19 protein-coding genes are annotated in these 18521 nt (G+C 48.1%); 4 read left to right on the top strand and 15 right to left on the bottom strand.

The window, feature by feature from the left end:
• Positions 1 to 17: 17 nt before the first annotated feature.
• From GX019_01060 to GX019_01115, 12 genes are all read right to left on the bottom strand, one after another.
• On the bottom strand, positions 18 to 1376 hold the full coding sequence (locus tag GX019_01060; protein ID HHT35742.1) for an extracellular solute-binding protein: 1359 nt from the start codon (positions 1374 to 1376) through the stop codon (positions 18 to 20).
• A gap of 75 nt (positions 1377 to 1451) precedes the next feature.
• Entirely contained in the window at positions 1452 to 2441 is a 990-nt protein-coding gene (locus GX019_01065) for a LacI family transcriptional regulator (GenBank protein HHT35743.1), read from the bottom strand.
• Positions 2442 to 2620: 179 nt separating this feature from the next.
• Positions 2621 to 3904 (bottom strand): phosphopyruvate hydratase, encoded by a 1284-nt coding sequence (gene eno, locus GX019_01070; GenBank protein HHT35744.1) that lies wholly within the window; start codon positions 3902 to 3904, stop codon positions 2621 to 2623.
• A gap of 25 nt (positions 3905 to 3929) precedes the next feature.
• Entirely contained in the window at positions 3930 to 5471 is a 1542-nt protein-coding gene (locus GX019_01075; GenBank protein ID HHT35745.1) for a 2,3-bisphosphoglycerate-independent phosphoglycerate mutase, read from the bottom strand.
• Positions 5472 to 5492: 21 nt separating this feature from the next.
• A complete protein-coding gene (locus tag GX019_01080; protein ID HHT35746.1) occupies positions 5493 to 6245 on the bottom strand; it encodes a triose-phosphate isomerase in 753 nt (250 codons plus the stop codon).
• 12 nt (positions 6246 to 6257) lie between these two features.
• Entirely contained in the window at positions 6258 to 7442 is a 1185-nt protein-coding gene (locus GX019_01085) for a phosphoglycerate kinase (protein ID HHT35747.1), read from the bottom strand.
• A gap of 61 nt (positions 7443 to 7503) precedes the next feature.
• The gene (gene gap / locus GX019_01090) at positions 7504 to 8508 is read right to left on the bottom strand and encodes a type I glyceraldehyde-3-phosphate dehydrogenase (GenBank protein ID HHT35748.1); all 1005 of its coding nucleotides are present in this window, start codon (positions 8506 to 8508) and stop codon (positions 7504 to 7506) included.
• Positions 8509 to 9546, bottom strand: a complete 1038-nt coding sequence (locus tag GX019_01095; protein HHT35749.1) for a sugar-binding transcriptional regulator — start codon at positions 9544 to 9546, stop codon at positions 8509 to 8511. It lies immediately after the preceding gene.
• A 149-nt stretch (positions 9547 to 9695) separates the two neighbouring features.
• On the bottom strand, positions 9696 to 10598 hold the full coding sequence (gene whiA, locus GX019_01100; protein ID HHT35750.1) for a DNA-binding protein WhiA: 903 nt from the start codon (positions 10596 to 10598) through the stop codon (positions 9696 to 9698).
• Position 10599: 1 nt separating this feature from the next.
• Positions 10600 to 11415, bottom strand: a complete 816-nt coding sequence (locus tag GX019_01105; GenBank protein HHT35751.1) for a hypothetical protein — start codon at positions 11413 to 11415, stop codon at positions 10600 to 10602.
• Between the two features lie 53 nt (positions 11416 to 11468).
• Positions 11469 to 12446, bottom strand: coding sequence for a YvcK family protein (locus GX019_01110; protein HHT35752.1), 978 nt, complete (start codon positions 12444 to 12446; stop codon positions 11469 to 11471).
• 355 nt (positions 12447 to 12801) lie between these two features.
• Positions 12802 to 13542, bottom strand: coding sequence for a PHP domain-containing protein (locus GX019_01115; GenBank protein ID HHT35753.1), 741 nt, complete (start codon positions 13540 to 13542; stop codon positions 12802 to 12804).
• Between the two features lie 239 nt (positions 13543 to 13781).
• Between GX019_01115 and GX019_01120 the strand changes: the two genes are divergently transcribed.
• The 3 genes from GX019_01120 to GX019_01130 all read left to right on the top strand — a co-directional run bounded on the left by GX019_01120 (position 13782) and on the right by GX019_01130 (position 15970).
• On the top strand, positions 13782 to 14525 hold the full coding sequence (locus tag GX019_01120) for a basic amino acid ABC transporter substrate-binding protein (GenBank protein HHT35754.1): 744 nt from the start codon (positions 13782 to 13784) through the stop codon (positions 14523 to 14525).
• A 64-nt stretch (positions 14526 to 14589) separates the two neighbouring features.
• A complete protein-coding gene (locus tag GX019_01125; GenBank protein HHT35755.1) occupies positions 14590 to 15246 on the top strand; it encodes an amino acid ABC transporter permease in 657 nt (218 codons plus the stop codon).
• Between the two features lie 7 nt (positions 15247 to 15253).
• On the top strand, positions 15254 to 15970 hold the full coding sequence (locus tag GX019_01130) for an amino acid ABC transporter ATP-binding protein (GenBank protein HHT35756.1): 717 nt from the start codon (positions 15254 to 15256) through the stop codon (positions 15968 to 15970).
• Between the two features lie 37 nt (positions 15971 to 16007).
• Here the strand turns inward: GX019_01130 and GX019_01135 are convergent, their stop codons facing one another.
• Together GX019_01135 and GX019_01140 are read right to left on the bottom strand one after the other, a co-directional pair.
• The gene (locus tag GX019_01135) at positions 16008 to 16775 is read right to left on the bottom strand and encodes an ATP-binding protein (GenBank protein HHT35757.1); all 768 of its coding nucleotides are present in this window, start codon (positions 16773 to 16775) and stop codon (positions 16008 to 16010) included.
• A complete protein-coding gene (locus GX019_01140) occupies positions 16768 to 17184 on the bottom strand; it encodes a DnaD domain protein (protein HHT35758.1) in 417 nt (138 codons plus the stop codon). The genes GX019_01135 and GX019_01140 overlap by 8 nt, the downstream gene beginning before the upstream one ends.
• 84 nt (positions 17185 to 17268) lie before the next feature.
• Here GX019_01140 and GX019_01145 point away from each other — a divergent pair, with 84 nt between their 5' ends.
• Positions 17269 to 17448, top strand: a complete 180-nt coding sequence (locus tag GX019_01145) for a hypothetical protein (GenBank protein ID HHT35759.1) — start codon at positions 17269 to 17271, stop codon at positions 17446 to 17448.
• Here GX019_01145 and alr read toward each other — a convergent pair.
• Positions 17439 to 18521 (bottom strand): alanine racemase (gene alr / locus GX019_01150; protein ID HHT35760.1); only part of this gene is annotated, 1083 nt, incomplete at its 5' end. The genes GX019_01145 and alr overlap by 10 nt on opposite strands.

Genomic DNA, 18521 nt, shown 5'->3' on the forward strand with positions numbered 1-18521 from the left:
ACGTTTTAACTTAAAGCTTATTTACCAAGTGCTGCATCAAGCTTAGCGTTGTTAGCTGCCCACGCTTCTTCAAGATATTTGTTTGCCTGCTCTACAGCTGCTGGCATAACATCCTCAAACGCAGCAGCGCCAAGTCTCAGCTGATCGCGTGCAGGTGTGATAAAGTTGTCCCAGACATAGCCCAATTCCGGAACATAGCGGTTCGGATCAACCACGCCGCCATCCAGAGTTGCATGGACATTGCGCATGCCTGCCGGAACGTTTTCATTTCCGAAGTAAAGATCCCAAGCTTCAGGCGCATCGATGGTCGGCATACTGTAAGGAACAGGAACTTCTGCCTGCATTCTCGCTGCCCAGCCGTCTTGATCGTAGCTCATCCAGCGCAGGAAGGTGAATGCTTCTTCCGGATGCTTGGTGGTTGGAGAAATACCCATATGGTCTACGATCAGAGGAGTTGCTTGACGGGCAGGACCATGTGGATAAGGAATGATATCCCACTCAGATTCATAGTTCTCTGTCCACCAGGAGAAGGACCAGCTCCAACCTACGTGGAACGCAGCCTTATTCTGCATCCAAGGCGAAACGTTGCCGTATGCGTCAACAAACGCCGGGTGATCCCATGGAGTCAGAATTGAACCATCAGCTAATCCAATGCTTACTGCTGCATTTTCTCTTTCCCAGCGGATTGCAGTCTTGAGGGCTTCAATTACATTTGGGTCATCCATCATTAAGCGGGTACCATCAACACGCAGAGCATCCCAGGTAGTGCCGTCAAGATATGCCGGCGGCATAAATGCCCAGAACATCCACGGATCTTCCATGCCGTAGTAGTTTTGAGCCGGACGGTTCATTCTCTGGCAGAATGCCCACAGATCATCCCAAGTCCAGGACGGATCCGGCAGGCGCATGCCAAAGTAATTCAGAACATCGAGATTCGCCACGAGGAAGCTTGCCTGCAGTTGGAACGGCAGACCGAAATAGCGGTCTTTAAACTGCATTGGTTCAAGAGAGTTACCCCAGAACAGATCCGGATCAAAAGTTGGATCATTTTCCAAAAAGTCGGTAATATCGGCTACCCATTGATTATAAACATACATGTTGTTGTCCATAATCCACAGGACGTCCGGAAGTGTACCGGCAGCAGCTAAAGCGGTAATCCGATCATTAAATTGTCCCGCTTCAACATACTCATAAGTAACGATAATGTTTGGATACATCTCCATAAACGCATCCAGGCGAGGCTCCTGCGGCTGGTCGCCGGGCCACGCCCAACCCATATACCACAGCTCAACAACATCGTCCTGAGCAACGACAAAACCGGACAAGCTGAACAGTAAAGATAATGCAAGCACTAAGCACACTACAGCTTTTCTCATAACAATCTCCTTTCTAAAATTTCGCTAGGTCGTTAAAAGCTGGACATTTGGGACGCTCCAAGACCACCCCCAATTTTAGGTTGAAGCTCTTTCAACCAGTTTAGGTGATAAAATCATTTGCTCAGGCTTGGCAGTTGGCTCCCGCAGCTTTCTGAGAAGAATTTCTGCGCTTAAAATCCCCATCTCCTGGTTTTGGATATCAATGGAGGTCAGCGGCGGATCCGTGATTTCAGTAATCAGCAGATTATCCACGCCCATTACCGCTATATCATCGGGTACCTTAAGACCCCTTTCTTTGATTCCGTGAAGTATTTCAAGCGCCATATAATCACAGAAACAGAAAACTGCGCTGGGTTCCAACCCCTGCTCCAGAGCTTCAAACAACTTATACTTTGCATCAGTGTGGAAAGGTACTGATTTAATCCACTTCGGGTCGAGTTTAATCCCCAGTTCCTTCATTCTGGCCGCAAAACCTCGCGCCCGTAACTGCGCGCTGTAGTTAAGCGATGAGTTGATGAACAGAATCCGCTCATGTCCTTTAGCAGTTAAATGCTCAGCTGCCATTGCCCCTATTTGATAGTCATCACAGACCACATAGCTGGTATCGATTCCGGGAATTGTTCTGCCCACCAGAACGAAAGGAAGATTATTCTTTTGCAGCCTTTCAACAACTTCCGGTTTGCTCTGGACGGGAGCTAAGATCAAGCCATCCACCCGCTGTTCCAGAAGTACAGTTATGGCTCCCGATTCCTGCTGGATATCTTCATAGGAGCTGCACAGCAGAATATTATAGCCCTGTTCCTTTAAGACTTTTTCAATTCCGGAAACAACGTTGGCATAAAATGGGTTCTCGATTGTAGTAATGATTACTCCGATTACTCTGGTTTCTCCCGACCAGAGCCCCTTGGCCAAAGAACTGGGCACATAGCCGATCTGCTCTGCAACCTGCAGCACTCTCGCCCGAGTTTCCGGATTAACCTCCCCCCGGTTATTAATTGCTCTTGAAGCTGTCGCTAGCGAAACTCCGCTCAGCCTGGCCACGTCTTTTAGTGTAGCTGGTGCCATATCTCTATCTCCTTTAAAATAATCGGAAACGTTTACATTGTGAAGAAATTATTAACACGCAAACGTTTACGGTTAATTAATCATTCTACTTTCTTAACAATCTTCCTTCATCATTTCCAAAAAAAGTAAACTAAAAAAGACTACCGCTGCAGGAGCGATAGTCTTTTCATAATTGAAGTCTATTTGCGGAGATTGTAGAAAGTCTTGATTCCGCTGTATTTAGCAACATCGTCCAGATTTTCTTCAATCCGAAGCAGTTGATTGTATTTAGCAACACGGTCAGTCCGGCTTGGAGCACCGGTCTTAATCTGGCCTGCGTTAGTGGCTACTGCCAGGTCAGCAATGGTGGTATCTTCAGTTTCACCGGAGCGGTGGGAAATAACTGCTGTGTAGCCCGCTCTCTTAGCCATTTCAATAGCATTGAGGGTTTCGGTGAGAGTACCGATTTGGTTCACTTTAATGAGAATGGAGTTAGCAACTCTCATCTCGATACCCTTGGCCAAGCGCTCAGTGTTGGTTACAAACAGGTCGTCGCCAACGAGCTGTACCCGATCGCCGATAGCTTCAGTCAGTTTAAGCCAGCCTTCCCACTCATCTTCGCTTAAAGCGTCTTCAATCGAAATGATTGGGTATTTATCAACCAGGTTTTCATAGAAAGCAATCATTTCATCAGTGGTGAGGGTTTTACCTTCGCCGGCTAACTCATACTTGCCGTCTTTGAACATTTCAGTAGCAGCTACGTCGAGGGCAAGGCAGATGTCTTCGCCTGGTTTGTAGCCCGCTTCAGTGATGGCTTCGATGATCACTTCAATCGCTTCTTCGTTAGAGCTTAAGTTCGGAGCAAACCCGCCCTCATCGCCCACTGCGGTGTTCAAGTTTCTACCAGCAAGCACTTTCTTCAGGCTGTGGAAAACTTCTGCGCCCATGCGGAGAGCTTCTTTGAAGGATTTGGCTCCCACCGGCATAATCATAAATTCCTGAATATCCACGTTGTTATCAGCGTGAGCGCCGCCATTGAGGATGTTCATCATCGGCACAGGCAGCTCTTGGGCATTGGTTCCGCCAATGTACTGATACAAAGGCAGTCCAACCCACTGAGCAGCAGCGTGAGCAACTGCCAGGGAAACGCCTAAAATTGCGTTGGCGCCTAATTTGCCTTTATTGGGAGTGCCATCCAGCTCGATTAACAGCTTGTCGATCTCTACTTGTCTGGTGGCATCCATACCGATCAGCTCAGGTGCAATTACATCGTTAACATTGTCAACTGCTTGTTGAACACCTTTACCTAAGTATCTGTCCTGATCGCCATCGCGAAGCTCTACTGCTTCAAACTGTCCGGTTGAGGCACCGCTAGGTACAATTGCTCTGCCTACGATGCCATCTTCAAGCCAAACTTCAACTTCAACTGTTGGATTGCCGCGGGAGTCAAGCACTTCGCGGGCCCATACATCTTGAATAATCATTTAATTTCCTCCTTTACTATGGTAACTAGCTGGTAACAAGACTCTCTCCGGTCATTTCCTGCGGTTTTTCCAGTCCCATTAAATCTAAAAGTGTGGGAGCAATATCCGCCAGAATTCCGGATTTTAACTGCTTGCCTTCACCGGCGTTAAAGAGCCAAATGGGAACCAGGTTAGTGGTATGAGCAGTGTGCGGCTCTTTTGTATCTGGATCCACCATCTGCTCAGCATTGCCGTGGTCAGCGGTAACAAGCGCTGCGCCGTTCTGCTGTTTCAGCGCTTCCAAGACCTTTGCCAGGCCTGTGTCAACTGCTTCTACCGCTTTCACCGCCGCTTCCATCACACCGGTATGCCCAACCATGTCGCAGTTGGCGTAGTTGAGGATGATCAAATCATACTTGCCTTCATTGATCAACTCCACTACCGCTTCGGTTACTTCCGGGGCACTCATCTCAGGCTGGAGATCATAGGTAGCCACCTTGGGCGAAGGAATCAGTTTCCGATCTTCGCCGGGGAATGGCTGCTCGATGCCGCCGTTAAAGAAAAAGGTAACATGGGCATATTTTTCAGTCTCGGCGATGCGCAGCTGCTTTAAGTTCAGGCTGGACACATATTCGCCGAGAGTGTTTTTCAGGTCTTGAGGGGGAAACGCGTACGGCGCTTTAACAGTTACATCATATTGAGTCATGGTAATGAAGCAGAGATCAAGCTTGCCGCCGGGACGCGCAAAACCGTCAAATTCATCATTGGTAAATGCCCAGGTAAGTTCCCGAGCCCTATCAGCGCGGAAGTTAAAGTAGATTACCGCATCATTGTTTTCAATTTTGGCTGTAGGCTGCTGATTCTCATCAACAATGACAGTCGGAATTACAAACTCATCAGTTTCGCCATTTTCATAAGCGTAAGTAATGGCTGCAGAACTTGAGTCGGAGAAGCGTCCCTGCCCTGCGGTTAGAGCCAGATACGCTTTTTCTACCCGATCCCAGCGTTTATCCCGGTCCATGGCATAGTATCTGCCGGAAATTGTGGCAATTTTGCCTACGCCTATTTTCTGCATTTCTGCTTCAAGCTCGGCTAAATATTCTTTAGCACTGGATGGCGGAACATCCCTGCCGTCTAAAAAGGCGTGGACATAAACATCTGTCAATCCGCTGTCCTTAGCCATCTTCAGCAGCGCATATAAATGGGTGGAGTGGCTGTGCACCCCGCCGGGAGAAACCAAACCCATTAAGTGCAGTTTAGTGCCCTGCTCTTTGGCGTGGTTAATAGCAGTTAACAGCTGCTCGTTTTGGAAGAAGTCTCCATCCCGCACTGCTTTAGAAATTAACGCCACATCTTGATAAACGATTCTGCCAGCGCCCAAATTTAAATGGCCGACGTTAGAATCTCCCATTTGTCCTTCCATCAATCCCACTGCTTCACCACTGGCTTTCAAAGTGGCATGGGGACAGTTCTCCCACAACCAATTGATTGTCGGAGTATTCGCTGCTTTAGTTGCATCACCTTCTGGATAGCCGCTGAGACCAAAACCATCAAGAATGATTAGTGCAACCGGTCCTTTCTTGTTCATAACAAAGCCCCCTATCCTGCTTTACTGCTCTTTATATCGTACAATGGCAGTAAAGTCTTGAACATCTAAACTGGCGCCGCCAACCAATGCTCCATCGATTTCCGGCTGCGCCATTAATTCCTTGATATTGCCAGGTTTGACGCTGCCGCCGTATTGGATGCGGATTTGATCGGCTGTCGCCTGATCGTAAATTTCAGCCAGGGTTTTTCGGATGGTACCGATTACTGCGTTGGCATCCTCGGCACTGGCAGTTTCTCCAGTCCCGATCGCCCAAATCGGCTCATATGCGACAACAATTTCTGAAGCTTTATCTGCGCTGACGCCATCAAAAGCAGCCTTGGTCTGCCTGACAACCACTGCTTCTGTCTGATCTGCCCTGCGCTCTTCTAGAGTCTCGCCAACACAGACGATAGGTTTGAGATGGTGCTTCAATGCCAAATGGATTTTTTGATTGACCATTTCGTCAGTTTCGCCAAAAATCTGCCGCCGTTCAGAGTGACCGATAATCACATAGGTACAGCAGACATCTACCAGCATCTCTGGTGAAATCTCACCGGTGTAAGCACCGGATTCAGCGATGCTTACATTTTGAGCGCCAATTTTAACCTTATCCATCCCTAAGCTGCAGACTGCAGATAGAGCAGTAAAAGGCGGGCAGACTACTACTTCCACATCAGTATCCTCCACAGCTCGTTCCAGGCGCTCACAGAGTTCAAGTGCTTCTGATACCGTTTTATGCATCTTCCAATTGCCCGCAATAATAGGTTTACGCACTAGCCCTTCCTCCTATTTATCATTGAGTGCAGCTACACCAGGCAGCTCCTTGCCTTCTAAAAACTCTAACGAAGCGCCGCCGCCGGTAGAAACATGTGTCATTTTTTCAGCTAAACCGGCCTGCTCAACCGCTGCTGCGGAATCTCCGCCGCCAATGATAGTAATTGCATCGCTTTCAGCCATAGCTTGCGCAACTTGTTTGGTGCCATTGGCAAAAGCTTCCCACTCGAACACGCCCATTGGACCGTTCCAGACTACTGTAGCTGCGCTTTTCACCGCTTCGCTGAACAGTTCAACAGTCTTGGGTCCGATATCCAGACCTTCCCAGTCAGCAGGAATTTGATCCGCTGCAACGACTTTGTTCTCAGCATCAGCTGCAAATTCTTTCGCAACAACAATGTCAACAGGAAGCAGAAGCTTAACGCCTTTAGCTTCAGCCTGCTCCATGATGGTGCGGCAGAAATCAATGCGATCAGCATCCAGAAGAGATTTGCCGATTTCATAGCCTTTGGCTTTTAAGAATGTGTAAGCCATGCCGCCGCCGATAATTAATGTGTCAACTTTATTCAACAGTGATTCAATCACTGCAATTTTATCTTGAACCTTAGCTCCGCCTAGGATTGCCACAAACGGCCGCTTTGGATCGTTAACCGCTCCGCCCAGGAACTTCAGCTCTTTTTCCATTAAAAATCCGGCAACTGCAGGCAGATAATGGGCAACTCCCTCTGTGGAAGCGTGAGCGCGGTGCGCTGTTCCGAACGCATCGTTCACGTAGACATCGCCTAAAGCTGCTAATTTCTTGGCAAATTCCGGATCATTGGCTTCTTCCTCAGCGTAGAAACGGACATTTTCTAACAGCATCACGTCGCCGTCCTGCATTTCAGCCGCTTTAGCTTCAACTTCAGGCCCAATGCAGTCGTCAACTTTAATCACAGTTTTACCCAAAAGCCTGCCTAAATGCTCGGCAATTGGATCCATTCGCATCGAGTCAACTACTTTGCCCTTCGGACGGCCAAAGTGAGACATTAAAATAACTTTGGCACCCTGCTCAACTAAATATTGAATGCTGGGCAGGGCTGCGGTAATCCGTTTATCGTCAGTAATTTCTCCCTGGTCATTCATGGGAACGTTGAAATCAACACGCATTAACACCCGTTTGCCTTTTACATCCACGTCTTGAATCATCTTTTTATTCATCCGGATACCTCCTAACTCAGTTAATGAGGGGGAAAATCCCCCTCATTGTTCTGCAGTTTTATTACTTCTTGGAATCCATGTAGGCGATCAGGTCAACAACGCGCATGGAGTAACCCCACTCGTTATCGTACCAAGCAACTACTTTAACCATGTTGCCGTCCATAACAGTTGTCAGGGGAGCGTCAACGATGGAAGAGCGGCTGTCGCCTTTGAAGTCCATGGAAACCAGTTCAGTTTCTTCAACACCGAGGATACCCTTCATGTCGCCTTCAGCGGCTGCCTTAAACGCAGCGTTAACCTCTTCAGCTGTTGCCGGTTTTTCGAGTTCAGCCACTAAGTCAACAACTGAAACGGTCGGTGTCGGAACTCTGAGAGCATATCCGTCTAATTTACCTTTTAACTCAGGTAATACCAAGCCAACTGCAGCAGCTGCTCCGGTAGTAGTTGGGATAATGTTCAAAGCAGCAGCCCGTGCCCGGCGATAATCTTTATGCGGCAGATCCAGGATCCGCTGATCGTTTGTGTAGGAGTGGACAGTGGTCATTAAACCTTTTTTAATGCCAAAGTTGTCGTTTAATACTTTAGCAAAAGGAGCCAAGCAGTTGGTTGTGCAGGAAGCGTTGGAAACTACATGGTGCTCAGCTGGATTATATTGATCCTGGTTTACACCCATTACGATTGTAATATCTTCGTTCTTGGCAGGAGCAGTAATAATTACTTTCTTCGCACCTGCGTCGATGTGCCATTGAGCCTGCTCGCGGCTTCTGAAAATACCGGTGGACTCAACCACATATTCGACTCCGAGCTCGCCCCAAGGCAAGTTTTTCGGATCTCTTTCAGCGTAGACTCTGATTTTCTTGCCGTTGACTACAAGGTAGTCACCATCAACGGAAACTTCACCGTCAAAAATGCCGTGAACAGAGTCATATTTCAGTAAATGAGCTAACATAGCTGCGTCGGTCAGGTCGTTAATTGCAACGATGTCAAAATCAGGGTTGTTAACAGCACCTCTAAACACCAGTCTACCAATTCGACCAAAACCATTAATACCAACTTTAATTGCCATCTACATGTCCTCCTTATTTTTTAGTATTTGAATCACCTTCCGGGCTGCCCCTTCATCGGTGATACAGACATCACAGTATCCGAGACGTACAACTGACAGCATTGCCCAGGCTTTGCTTCTGCCCCCACCTACTCCTACAACTAATGGTATTTTAGCCAAATCTTCCATTCGTATCCCTACTGAAGCGGTGGAATAAACTACTTTTCCGTGCTCATTGAAGTAATAGCCGAACGCTTCGCCAACCGCGCCATTGATGATCAGCTGCATTACATCTTCTTCAGCAAGACCTCGGCGTTTAGCCATCTCTTCCGCGGTCCCGATGCCGTGCAGCAGCACATCGGCCCGGCGGCCAAGGGAGACTACTTCGCGGATGCTCGGTTCTTTAAGAATTGTGTCGATGAGGTGCGGCTCTACATTGTCCGGGGCGTGAAGCAGGCGGTAGTATCCGCCCAAACCTTGGGCAAGTTTGGCTGCAATGGTGTTAGCCTGCAGCTCCACATCTTCACCCAAACCGCCTCGAGCTGGAACAACTACAACGTTACGCTTGGTTCCGTCAGCAGCAAAGCAGCCTGCAACCTGCGCTAAGGTTGTGCCGCCAGTGACCGCTAAAACATCGCCGTCTTCGAGAGAACAACGCAGATAGCGGGCAGCTGCTTTGGCTAAATCTTTTTTCACTACTGCATCTTGATCGGAATCTCCGGGAACGATAATTACTGCGTTGAGTTTCAATCTGCAGGCTAGTTCCTGCTCTAATTCGCTTAATCCGCGGATCTCCCGGATGTAATCGGACAGCTCCAAAAACATCCGCTCTCCCGCTGGATTCAGCTGCATTCCCGCAGGGCTTTTAGCAAGGAACCCCGAGTCGTATAAAAAATCTAGTTCGTTTCTGATTGTGCGCTCCGGCTTGTCTAATTTCAGCGCAAGAGCGCGGCGTCCAATCGGTGCTTTATAGTATACTGCGCGTAAAATCGCGTAACGCTGTTCTATGATGCTGATTACTTCTGGTGCTATTTGATGTAAGACATTGATGAAATTCACGAATAAGACTCCCTAAGTGGATCGTTTTTGTCCCGCCAACATCATAATTGTCCCGCGCGATTCATACAGACTATAACTATGAATCACGCTATGGTATTCTCCGAATAGGAGAATGTTTCCTGCCTTGCTTTGTTAAGAAAATGGTAATTTTAATCCAAACTTTTGCTCATATTAATCAGCTGCTGGATCCGATAGCTGACCCCTGACTTGCTGATGGGCGGTTCCGCCATCTCCCCCAGCTCCTTTAAAGAGGCGTAGGGATTTTCAACTCTTAAGCGAGCTATCTCCGCCATTTTCGGAGGCAGTTCAGACAGATCCATATGTTTTTGAATTTTTTCTACTGCTTCGATTTGGGCAACTGCCGCTTTGATAGTCTTGTCCACATTGGCAGTTTCGCAGTTAACTAACCGGTTGACTTGGTTGCGCATATCCTTGACAATGCGGACATTCTCCACATGGAGAAGCGCTTTATGGGCTCCCATTAAATTAAGTAAAGTAACAATCTGATCGCCGTCTTTGAGATAGACTACCAGATCTCCTTTGCGCCCGGTCATTCGCGCTGATAAGCCAAGAGAATTGATGGTTAAAAGTACCCTCTCCGCCACCTCAGACTTCTCGGTAAAAATCTCTAAATGATAGGTTCTTTCTGGATTCGTTACCGAACCGTGGCTTAAAAACGCTCCTCTGACATACGCTCTCTGGCAGCAGTTCTTAGCCAGCACTTTTTTATCATCATCGAGATAATCTTGATCCCGCAGCGCTTGATAAAACTCTTCGGCTGCCTGCTTTGTTAAAACTCTAACGGTACAGACTTGATTTTTGCGAGCCCGGGCTTTTTGCACCAGCACCTGGGTCGCAGCTTCCGGAAAAACCTGCTTGGTTAAAGTCAAGATTTTCCGGGCAATCAGCGGCATAAAGTGATTGATATCTAAGTAACTGCCGAAGTGGTAACCGTTAAAATCATAGTAGGCACTTAATTCTGCAAGGCGGCAGCAATTTGTTTCCGGATAAACATGCGCCAGCTCCCGCTTGGTTTCTTCTGAAAAACCCACGCTACTTCCTCCCAACTATCCATACTCGCACCCGCCAGCCTTGGATTTCTCCTTTTACTATTATAGGATATTCGCTGTTGTTGCGGAATTTAAAGTCCGTATGGGGCCAAGCCACCGTAGCATCCATGCCGTGGCGGATATAACTGGGTGCGATTGAGTGCATCCTACGCTCCACAATCTCCAACTCAGCTCGGCGCACAGCGTTATACAATGTAGTTGACGTTTGGCAGATGCCTCCCCCAACTCCATCTGCAACCGACTCCCCATAGATTACCGGTGCCGGTTTATAGCCTTTTTCTGGAGTGCGCTCACCAACAACTTCATTAAAAGAAAAAACTTCGCCAGGAAAAACTATCGTGTTGTTGATCGCCGCCAGCGAGAGGCGGATATTGTTCACCCTGCCTGGAGAACCCATCACCGGGGTACTGAAGTCGCCTAAAATCTCGGTAAGCGGCTCTAAATGCTCCGAGCGAACCAAAGGAACTGTTTCGATGATAACTGGTTCAAGGCGGGAGTTTGCCGAAGCATTCATCACCAGCTCCACTGTAGCTTCTACATCAACGAAATAACCGTTCTGCTCAGGAATGATATTTCCACTTTCCTTGTGGATGGACGCATTTACCTCAGGCTGATCAATTTCCCGGGCAATCCCCCGGACAATGGTGCGGACTTCATCGCGAAAATAGTACTCCATGCTGCGGTAACCCAAATATACTCCCGGATTCACACCGACTATGCGCCGCTCAATTTGGCGGATAACCGGAGCAAATACTCCAAACAAACTGACGATCAGAAAAACCGCAATCCAGCGCTTCAAGCCCATCGCCTCCTCAAACAATAATATGAGGATTAGAGGCGATTTACGACATTCTAGAAATGGTTGATACCGGATTTCGCTTCCAGAACCAGACCCATCAAAGCGCGAGCTAACGCCTGGGCATCGTGGCGCACTAACACATTGCGTTCCAGCAGCTGGGCGGTGATCGGGGTCACGCCCAGTTTTTTGATCTGGTTGACATCTGCTTTAATTGCAAAAGCGTTCTCACTGCTGTATTTGCGCGCCTGCGCCGCAGTGAGCCGCTGGTTGTTCACAAGGGCGTACTCAAATATTTTCTGTCCGCCAGTATGTTTAAAAATTGCTTCAATATGATCGGCTGCGGACATCTGGTCTGTCTCGCCGGGCTGCGTCATCACATTGCAGACATAAACCTTAAGCGCCTGAGAGTCAACCAACGCCTCACAGATACTATTGACCAAGAGGTTGGGTATCACACTGGTGTATAAACTTCCAGGCCCCAGTACAATTAAATCTGCAGCGGCAATAGCTTCCAATGCTTCCGGCAGCGGCTCGACATTTTTGGGAATCAGACTGATCGATTCAATCTTCCTGCCCGGCTGAGGAATATTGTGCTCACCGATAATCTCAGAGCCATCCGTGTACTTGGCTTTCAGCTGCACAGGTGATAATGTACTGGGCAGCACAACTCCTCCCACTGCCAAGACTTTACCGAACTGCTTAATGGCAGTTTCAAAGTCACCAGTAATATCTGTCATAGCAGCTATAAACAAATTGCCGAAGCTGTGTCCTTCCAAACCTTCACCCCAGGAGAAGCGGTATTGAAACAAGCGCTCCATCAAAGGTTCGGTATCGGCTAAGGCAACAAGGGTATTGCGGATATCCCCAGGCGGAAGGATGCCCAGCTCCTCACGAATCCGTCCGGAACTGCCCCCATCATCAGCAACTGTAACGATAGCGGTAATATTACTGGAATATGATTTCAAGCCCCGCAGAAGGGTGCTTAAACCCGTGCCTCCGCCAATCACCACAATCCGCGGACCCCTCTCCAGGCTGCGCTTACGGTAGACTACTTCTGCTAAATCATTAACTTCTTCTGGTGAGACCACTTCAATTATGGAGCGAATCAGATTGCTGATTCCAATAAAACTGATGCTTACTCCCACAACCAGCAGCACTACTGCTGCCAGCAGGATGTTATCCACATATTTGGTCAGAATCTGCAGAAACTTGGCTTCGACCGGGGATGAGGAATGCAAATCCCAAACAACAATTCCTAACGAAAACAGCAGTAAACCAAATAAGATAACAGCAATCCAGCGCTTAACTCCCATTCCGGGAATCAGCCACTTATAATTACTGCGCATTGTCCCATTCCTCCCAACAATTCCACGCGGCCCGATCTCACTACTTCGGTCTGGCATTCAGAATCAAATCAGGTGTTAATCCTGCCTCTTTCGCCAGCGCAATCCCGTGCTCAAAATCCCCAATGCGGCTGGGATGATGCGCATCGCTGCCGATTACAAACTTTACACCTTCACTTGCAGCGATTTCAATCAGTTCCACCGTCATGTTTTTATGGCTGGTATTAATCTCAAACGCTGTATTCCTGATGGCGCACGCTTTCGCCAACTCCCGGGTGTCAATGTTAAAACGATGGCCGGGATGGGTTACAATATCAATTTTATGCCGATAAACAGCATTGATGATTGCTTCCGTATTTAACAGGCGGCTTTTGCGCTTGATCCCCGGCGCCAGCCCCCTGAGTAAATGCAGCGCTGTGCGGTTGAGACCGTCCAGCAGCTGCTCCGGTTTAACCATAAAATGCAGTCCAATCTGGACAATATCCAGCTTATCAAGATACTCCGGCGTGATATCGATATCTCCATTAATACTGGTCACATTCGCTTCTATACCTAATTTCACGTTCACATGCGGATAAACCTGCACGGCAGCGTTTATTTCACCGCGAATCTGGTCCAAAACCTCCAGGTTGTTAATGCCAATGCCCATCAGATGACCGGGACCATGGTCGCTGATGGCTATTTCCTCCAAACCGATCTCACCAGCCCGCTTCACATTTTCCAGTACTGTTCCTTTACCATGGCTGTGGATGGTATGGGTATGGTAATCTGCAAATATTTCCATGTCTATCACCCTTTACAATCTCTCCGTCCTACTGCAGGATTATAAATTACTTCAGCATTAATATCCATCCATTTATCCCACTTTAAACATTACATTTATTTAACAAACAAGGTGTTGCAATCTCCACCACAGCTTGCTATAATCAATGTATCATTTTACTGTTTCGTTGCATATATATGCAAGCCGAAACGGATATGCACGTTTAGAGTAACTGCAGCGAAAAAGAAAGGTGGATAATTATGAAAAAAACTGTTGTGTTTTTAATGCTGATGGTAATGGTTTTAGGAACTACTTCGGCGGCACTGGCGCAAAAACCTGTTTTAACAGTAGCCGGCGATGCAGCCTTTGTTCCCTTCGAGTTTGTTGACGAGAAAAACCAGATTGTTGGTTTTGACGTGGATCTGGCTAAAGCAATCGGTGAAGCGATGGGCTATGAAGTAGTATACCTCAATCTTGCCTGGGATGGCCTGATTCCGAGCCTGCTCAACAAAAACATCGATATGATCGCTTCGGGAATGTCCATAACCGAAGAAAGAGCCAAGCAGGTCAATTTCTCTGAACCGTATTTCACATCGGTTTTAACAATCGTGGTGCACCAAAACAATAACTCGATCCAGACTTTGGAAGACCTGGCCGGCAAGATAGTAGCTGTTCAGATTAACACTACCGGTGATTTTGCTGCATCGGAGATTGACGGTGTTAAAATCAACCGCTACAATACTGTACCGGAAGCGCTCCAGAATATCGTCATCGGCATCGTTGACGCAGCGGTAATCGACCTACCGGTAGCTGAAGCTTTCTTTGCAGCTAATCCCCACGCACCGCTAAAGCATGTCGGCAAAGTTTCGGATGATGATACCTTTGGTTTAGCTCTGCGGAAGGAAGATACAGACCTTTTAGAGAAAGTAAACGCAGCACTCGCCCAAATCAAAGCAGATGGCACTTACGATCAAATCTACGATAAGTGGTTTTCTGGTAACTAAGTCACAACAACAGGGTGCGTTCGCCTGATACGCACCTTTTTTCTTGTGATAAAGGAGGACGACAATGGATTTTCAATGGAGTTTAGTATGGAGTTCGGTTCCAACGCTGTTAGAAGGAGCCCTGCTGACACTGCAGCTTACCTCAATCGCTGTTTTTTTTGGAATTATTCTTGGTACTATCTTCGGGATCATGCGCTTAAGCAAAACGCCCCTGCGCTACCTAGCAGCAGCTTATATCGACTTTATCCGCGGCACACCGCTGCTGGTGCAGATTTTCATTATTTACTACGGCGTGCCCACAATTATTAAACAGGCAGTCCCCCCCTATGTTGCTGCGGTGATTGCTCTTAGCATCAACAGCGGGGCTTATGTTGCAGAGATTGTGCGGGCGGGAATCCAGTCAATCGAAAAGGGACAGACAGAAGCAGCGCTTTCCCTCGGAATGAGTAAAACTGCGACCATGATTCACATCATCCTGCCCCAAGCTTTTAAAAGAATTGTGCCGCCTTTAGGCAATGAGTTCATCGCTTTATTAAAGGATTCATCACTGGTATCGGCGATCGCTTTGGAAGAACTGGTGCGCAAGGCCCAGATTGTTGCAGGGCGCACGTTTAGACCGTTTGAGGTTTGGTTTGTTGTAGCAATTATGTATTTGATTATGACCGTGACAATTTCCCAGATAGTGAGGATTTTAGAACGGCGTTTAAGGGTTGGTGAGTAATATGGGCATACTTAAAGTCAGGGATCTGCACAAAAAGTTTAAGGACTTGCACGTTTTAAAGGGAATTACAACCGATATTAAGCAGGGGGAAGTTGTCGTTGTGATTGGTCCTTCCGGCAGCGGCAAGAGTACTTTTCTGCGCTGCTTAAACTTCTTGGAAGAGCCGACCAGCGGTGAAATCTATTTTGAGGACAATCTGATTACCCCTGAAAACTTAAATCTAGTGCGGCGGGAAATGGGTATGGTGTTTCAGCGCTTTAATCTCTTTCCCCATATGAAAGTTATTGACAACATCACCCTCGCTCCCAAAAAGGTCCGCAAGATTGAGGAACAAGAGGCATCAGCACAGGCTTATGAGCTGTTAGAAAAAGTGGGATTAAGCGATAAAGCTGATGCCTATCCAGACCAGCTCTCCGGCGGCCAGCAGCAGCGGGTAGCCATCGCTCGTGCCCTTGCCATGAAGCCGAAAGTGATGCTCTTTGATGAGCCAACCTCCGCCCTTGATCCGGAGATGATTGGCGAGGTTTTGGATGTCATGAAGGAACTGGCCAAGGAGGGGATGACCATGGTGGTGGTTACCCACGAAATGGGCTTTGCCCGTGAAGTGGGCGATCGGGTCATTTTCATCGATGATGGCCTCTTGGTGGAAGAGAATACGCCCCATGAGCTGTTCAGCAGCCCTCAGCATCCCCGCACCCAGAGTTTCTTAAGTAAAATACTTTAAAATAAAAAGTCTATGCAGCGGTCTCTGCATAGACTTTTTATTTTGGTTTTACTGCGGTCTGCTTTAATTTTAGTTCCCGCCAATCAGGACCCTGCACTACTAAATCCAGGGAGTTGTACAGGATGCGGGAAGCCAGTCTCGATCCAATCCGCAGCTCCAGCTCATTTAAATTGAAATTAGTGGTATAAACTGTCGGTTTAAACCGATTCAACCTGCCTTCAACAATAACTAACAACTTCTCCAGCGCCCAGTCTGATTCCCGCTCACTGCCTAAGTCATCTAACACCAGCAGATCTACACCGATTAACTGCTCGAGATTCCCCTTGCCCTGACGCAGCTGCTCCAGAAGCGTGGGTATATGGGCAAAAGCGGTACTGTGCTGATCTTTGATTGCGTTAATAATCGCGCAGGCTAAATGAGTCTTGCCTCTGCCGGATTTACCGCAGAGAATCAAACCTTTACCATCAGTTACTTTAACAAAATTTGCAGCAAACTTGCGGCAGACGCTGTAAGCCTGGCGGTTAAAACTTTCAACTTGAAAATTAGCAAAAGCATGATTTCTAAGCGCCGGTGGCAGCGGCAGGGAGAGTTCCGGTTTGACGTTAATTCTCTCCAGCTGCTCCCGCAGCGTTTTTTGCTCTGCCCGCACACAGCGGCAGTCAGCTGTCAGCCACAAGCCCTTGCCAAACTGCTTCGGCATCACAAAGGGATGCCGCCGGTAAACTCGAGTAAGAGCTTGGCCGCAGTCCGGGCACTTCGATGCAAACGTTAAGTTGTAATAGCGGCGAATACCGTATTTAATCATCCAGGAACGCGAAGAAGCCTTCTGCTGAGAGTTCCCGCTGTTCATATTGGTAATCACGTCCGAAAACCTGCCGCTTTGTTTCAGCCTGAGCATTTTTACCTCCATTCTCTACTGCGCGATATTTCTGCTGTCCCTGCCACCAAGCGCGGAAAGCTGTTTCATCAGTAATGCCGATTTCTAACCAATTTTCGATGATTCCCCATAAATAGTTGAATGAAATCCGTTTGTGCCCACCGCGCAGCTGCTTGCGCCTTCTTTCCTGACAAGTGCGCAGAATCGCACAGCCAATCACAAACGGCGACATACCTTGATCATAAGCTTGATAGAGCTTGTCCCTTTGACTCGAAGTCAAAAGGCCGATCTGCATCTGATAAAGCTGAATCACATCATGCATATCAGGATGCTCCACAATAACAACCTCCTAAAATAGGTGCGTATTCCTGTTTCCATAGGGTTTGCGGGCGAATATGCTGTTACCAAGGAGGAATCGCAAATGATTCAACAACCAGACCAATTTCAAAGCCGAGTCTATGTGCGTTTACCTTTCAGCGACATATACCTGCAGAGTGATGCCGCCGCCAAGAAAATCCGAGCAGAATTAAAACAGCACATTAAAAACCCACTGCTCACGAAACAGATCAACCCATCCGATTCCTCCGTCTCTCAGCGGTAAATCCGCTGAACCCGCTCGCTGATCATGCAGGGAATTTCATAATTAATGGTATCAAGCCATGCTGCCCAATCATCAGCAGTAATGGCTGCCGCACCCTGTCTGCCGATCAGCGTAACCTGATCTCCTATTTCCACCTCCGCATCACCCACATCAATCATACAGTGATCCATGGTAATCCGTCCAGCAAACGGATATTTTTTTCCGTTAATTAAAACCTGCCCCTGTTCACTCAGCCGGCGCGGAACACCGTCTGCATAACCAATGGGCAGAAGCGCAATGGTAGTATCCCTCCACGCGACAAAACTCCGACCGTAACTGACCGCAGTTCCTTTTTGGATCCGCTTTAAATCCAGCACTTGCGTATGAAGGCTGAACACCGGTTTTAAATCGACAGCCCGCAGATCATCAGTCACCGGACAGGGGTACATTCCATAAATTCCCAGGCCTACCCGCACAAGACTCAAGCGAGCCTCCGGCATTAACAGTGCCGCTGCTGTATTGGCGCAGTGCTTGAGGGGGATGTTGATTCCGGCTTTTTCTAGTTCCAGCAGCACCCAGGCAAACCGCTGCCACTGCCAGCGGGTATAGGGGTCGTTAGGAATATCGGCGCAGGCAAAATGGGTGTAAATACCCTGAACCTCAATTCCTGGAAGACCCAACAGCCGTTTGACAAAACCCAAAGTTTCCTCCGGCCGCAGCCCCAGGCGGCTCATTCCGGTATCAATTTTGACATGCACCTTTACGGTCTTATTCAACCGCCGCGCTAGATTTGACAAAGCTTGAGCATGCTCCCACTGAAAGATAGTTACAACCAAATCTTTGGAAGCGCACAGCTCCAACTGATGCGGGGAAACTGCACCCAGCACCAAAATGGGCGCAGCAATTCCAGCACGGCGCAGTCTTACGCCTTCCTCGGGAATCGCTACCGCCAGCCAGGATGCGCCGTGGGCTAGAGCGGTTCGCGCTATCTCAAGATCTCCATGGCCGTAAGCATTGGCCTTTACCACAGCCATCAACTGGCAGTCGGAGCCAATTAACCGCTTCAATGCTGCTACATTGTGTGCTGCGTTTGC

This window comes from Bacillota bacterium (assembly GCA_012837335.1).
Taxonomy (GTDB): Bacteria; Bacillota; Limnochordia; order Darwinibacteriales; family DTU012; genus DTU012.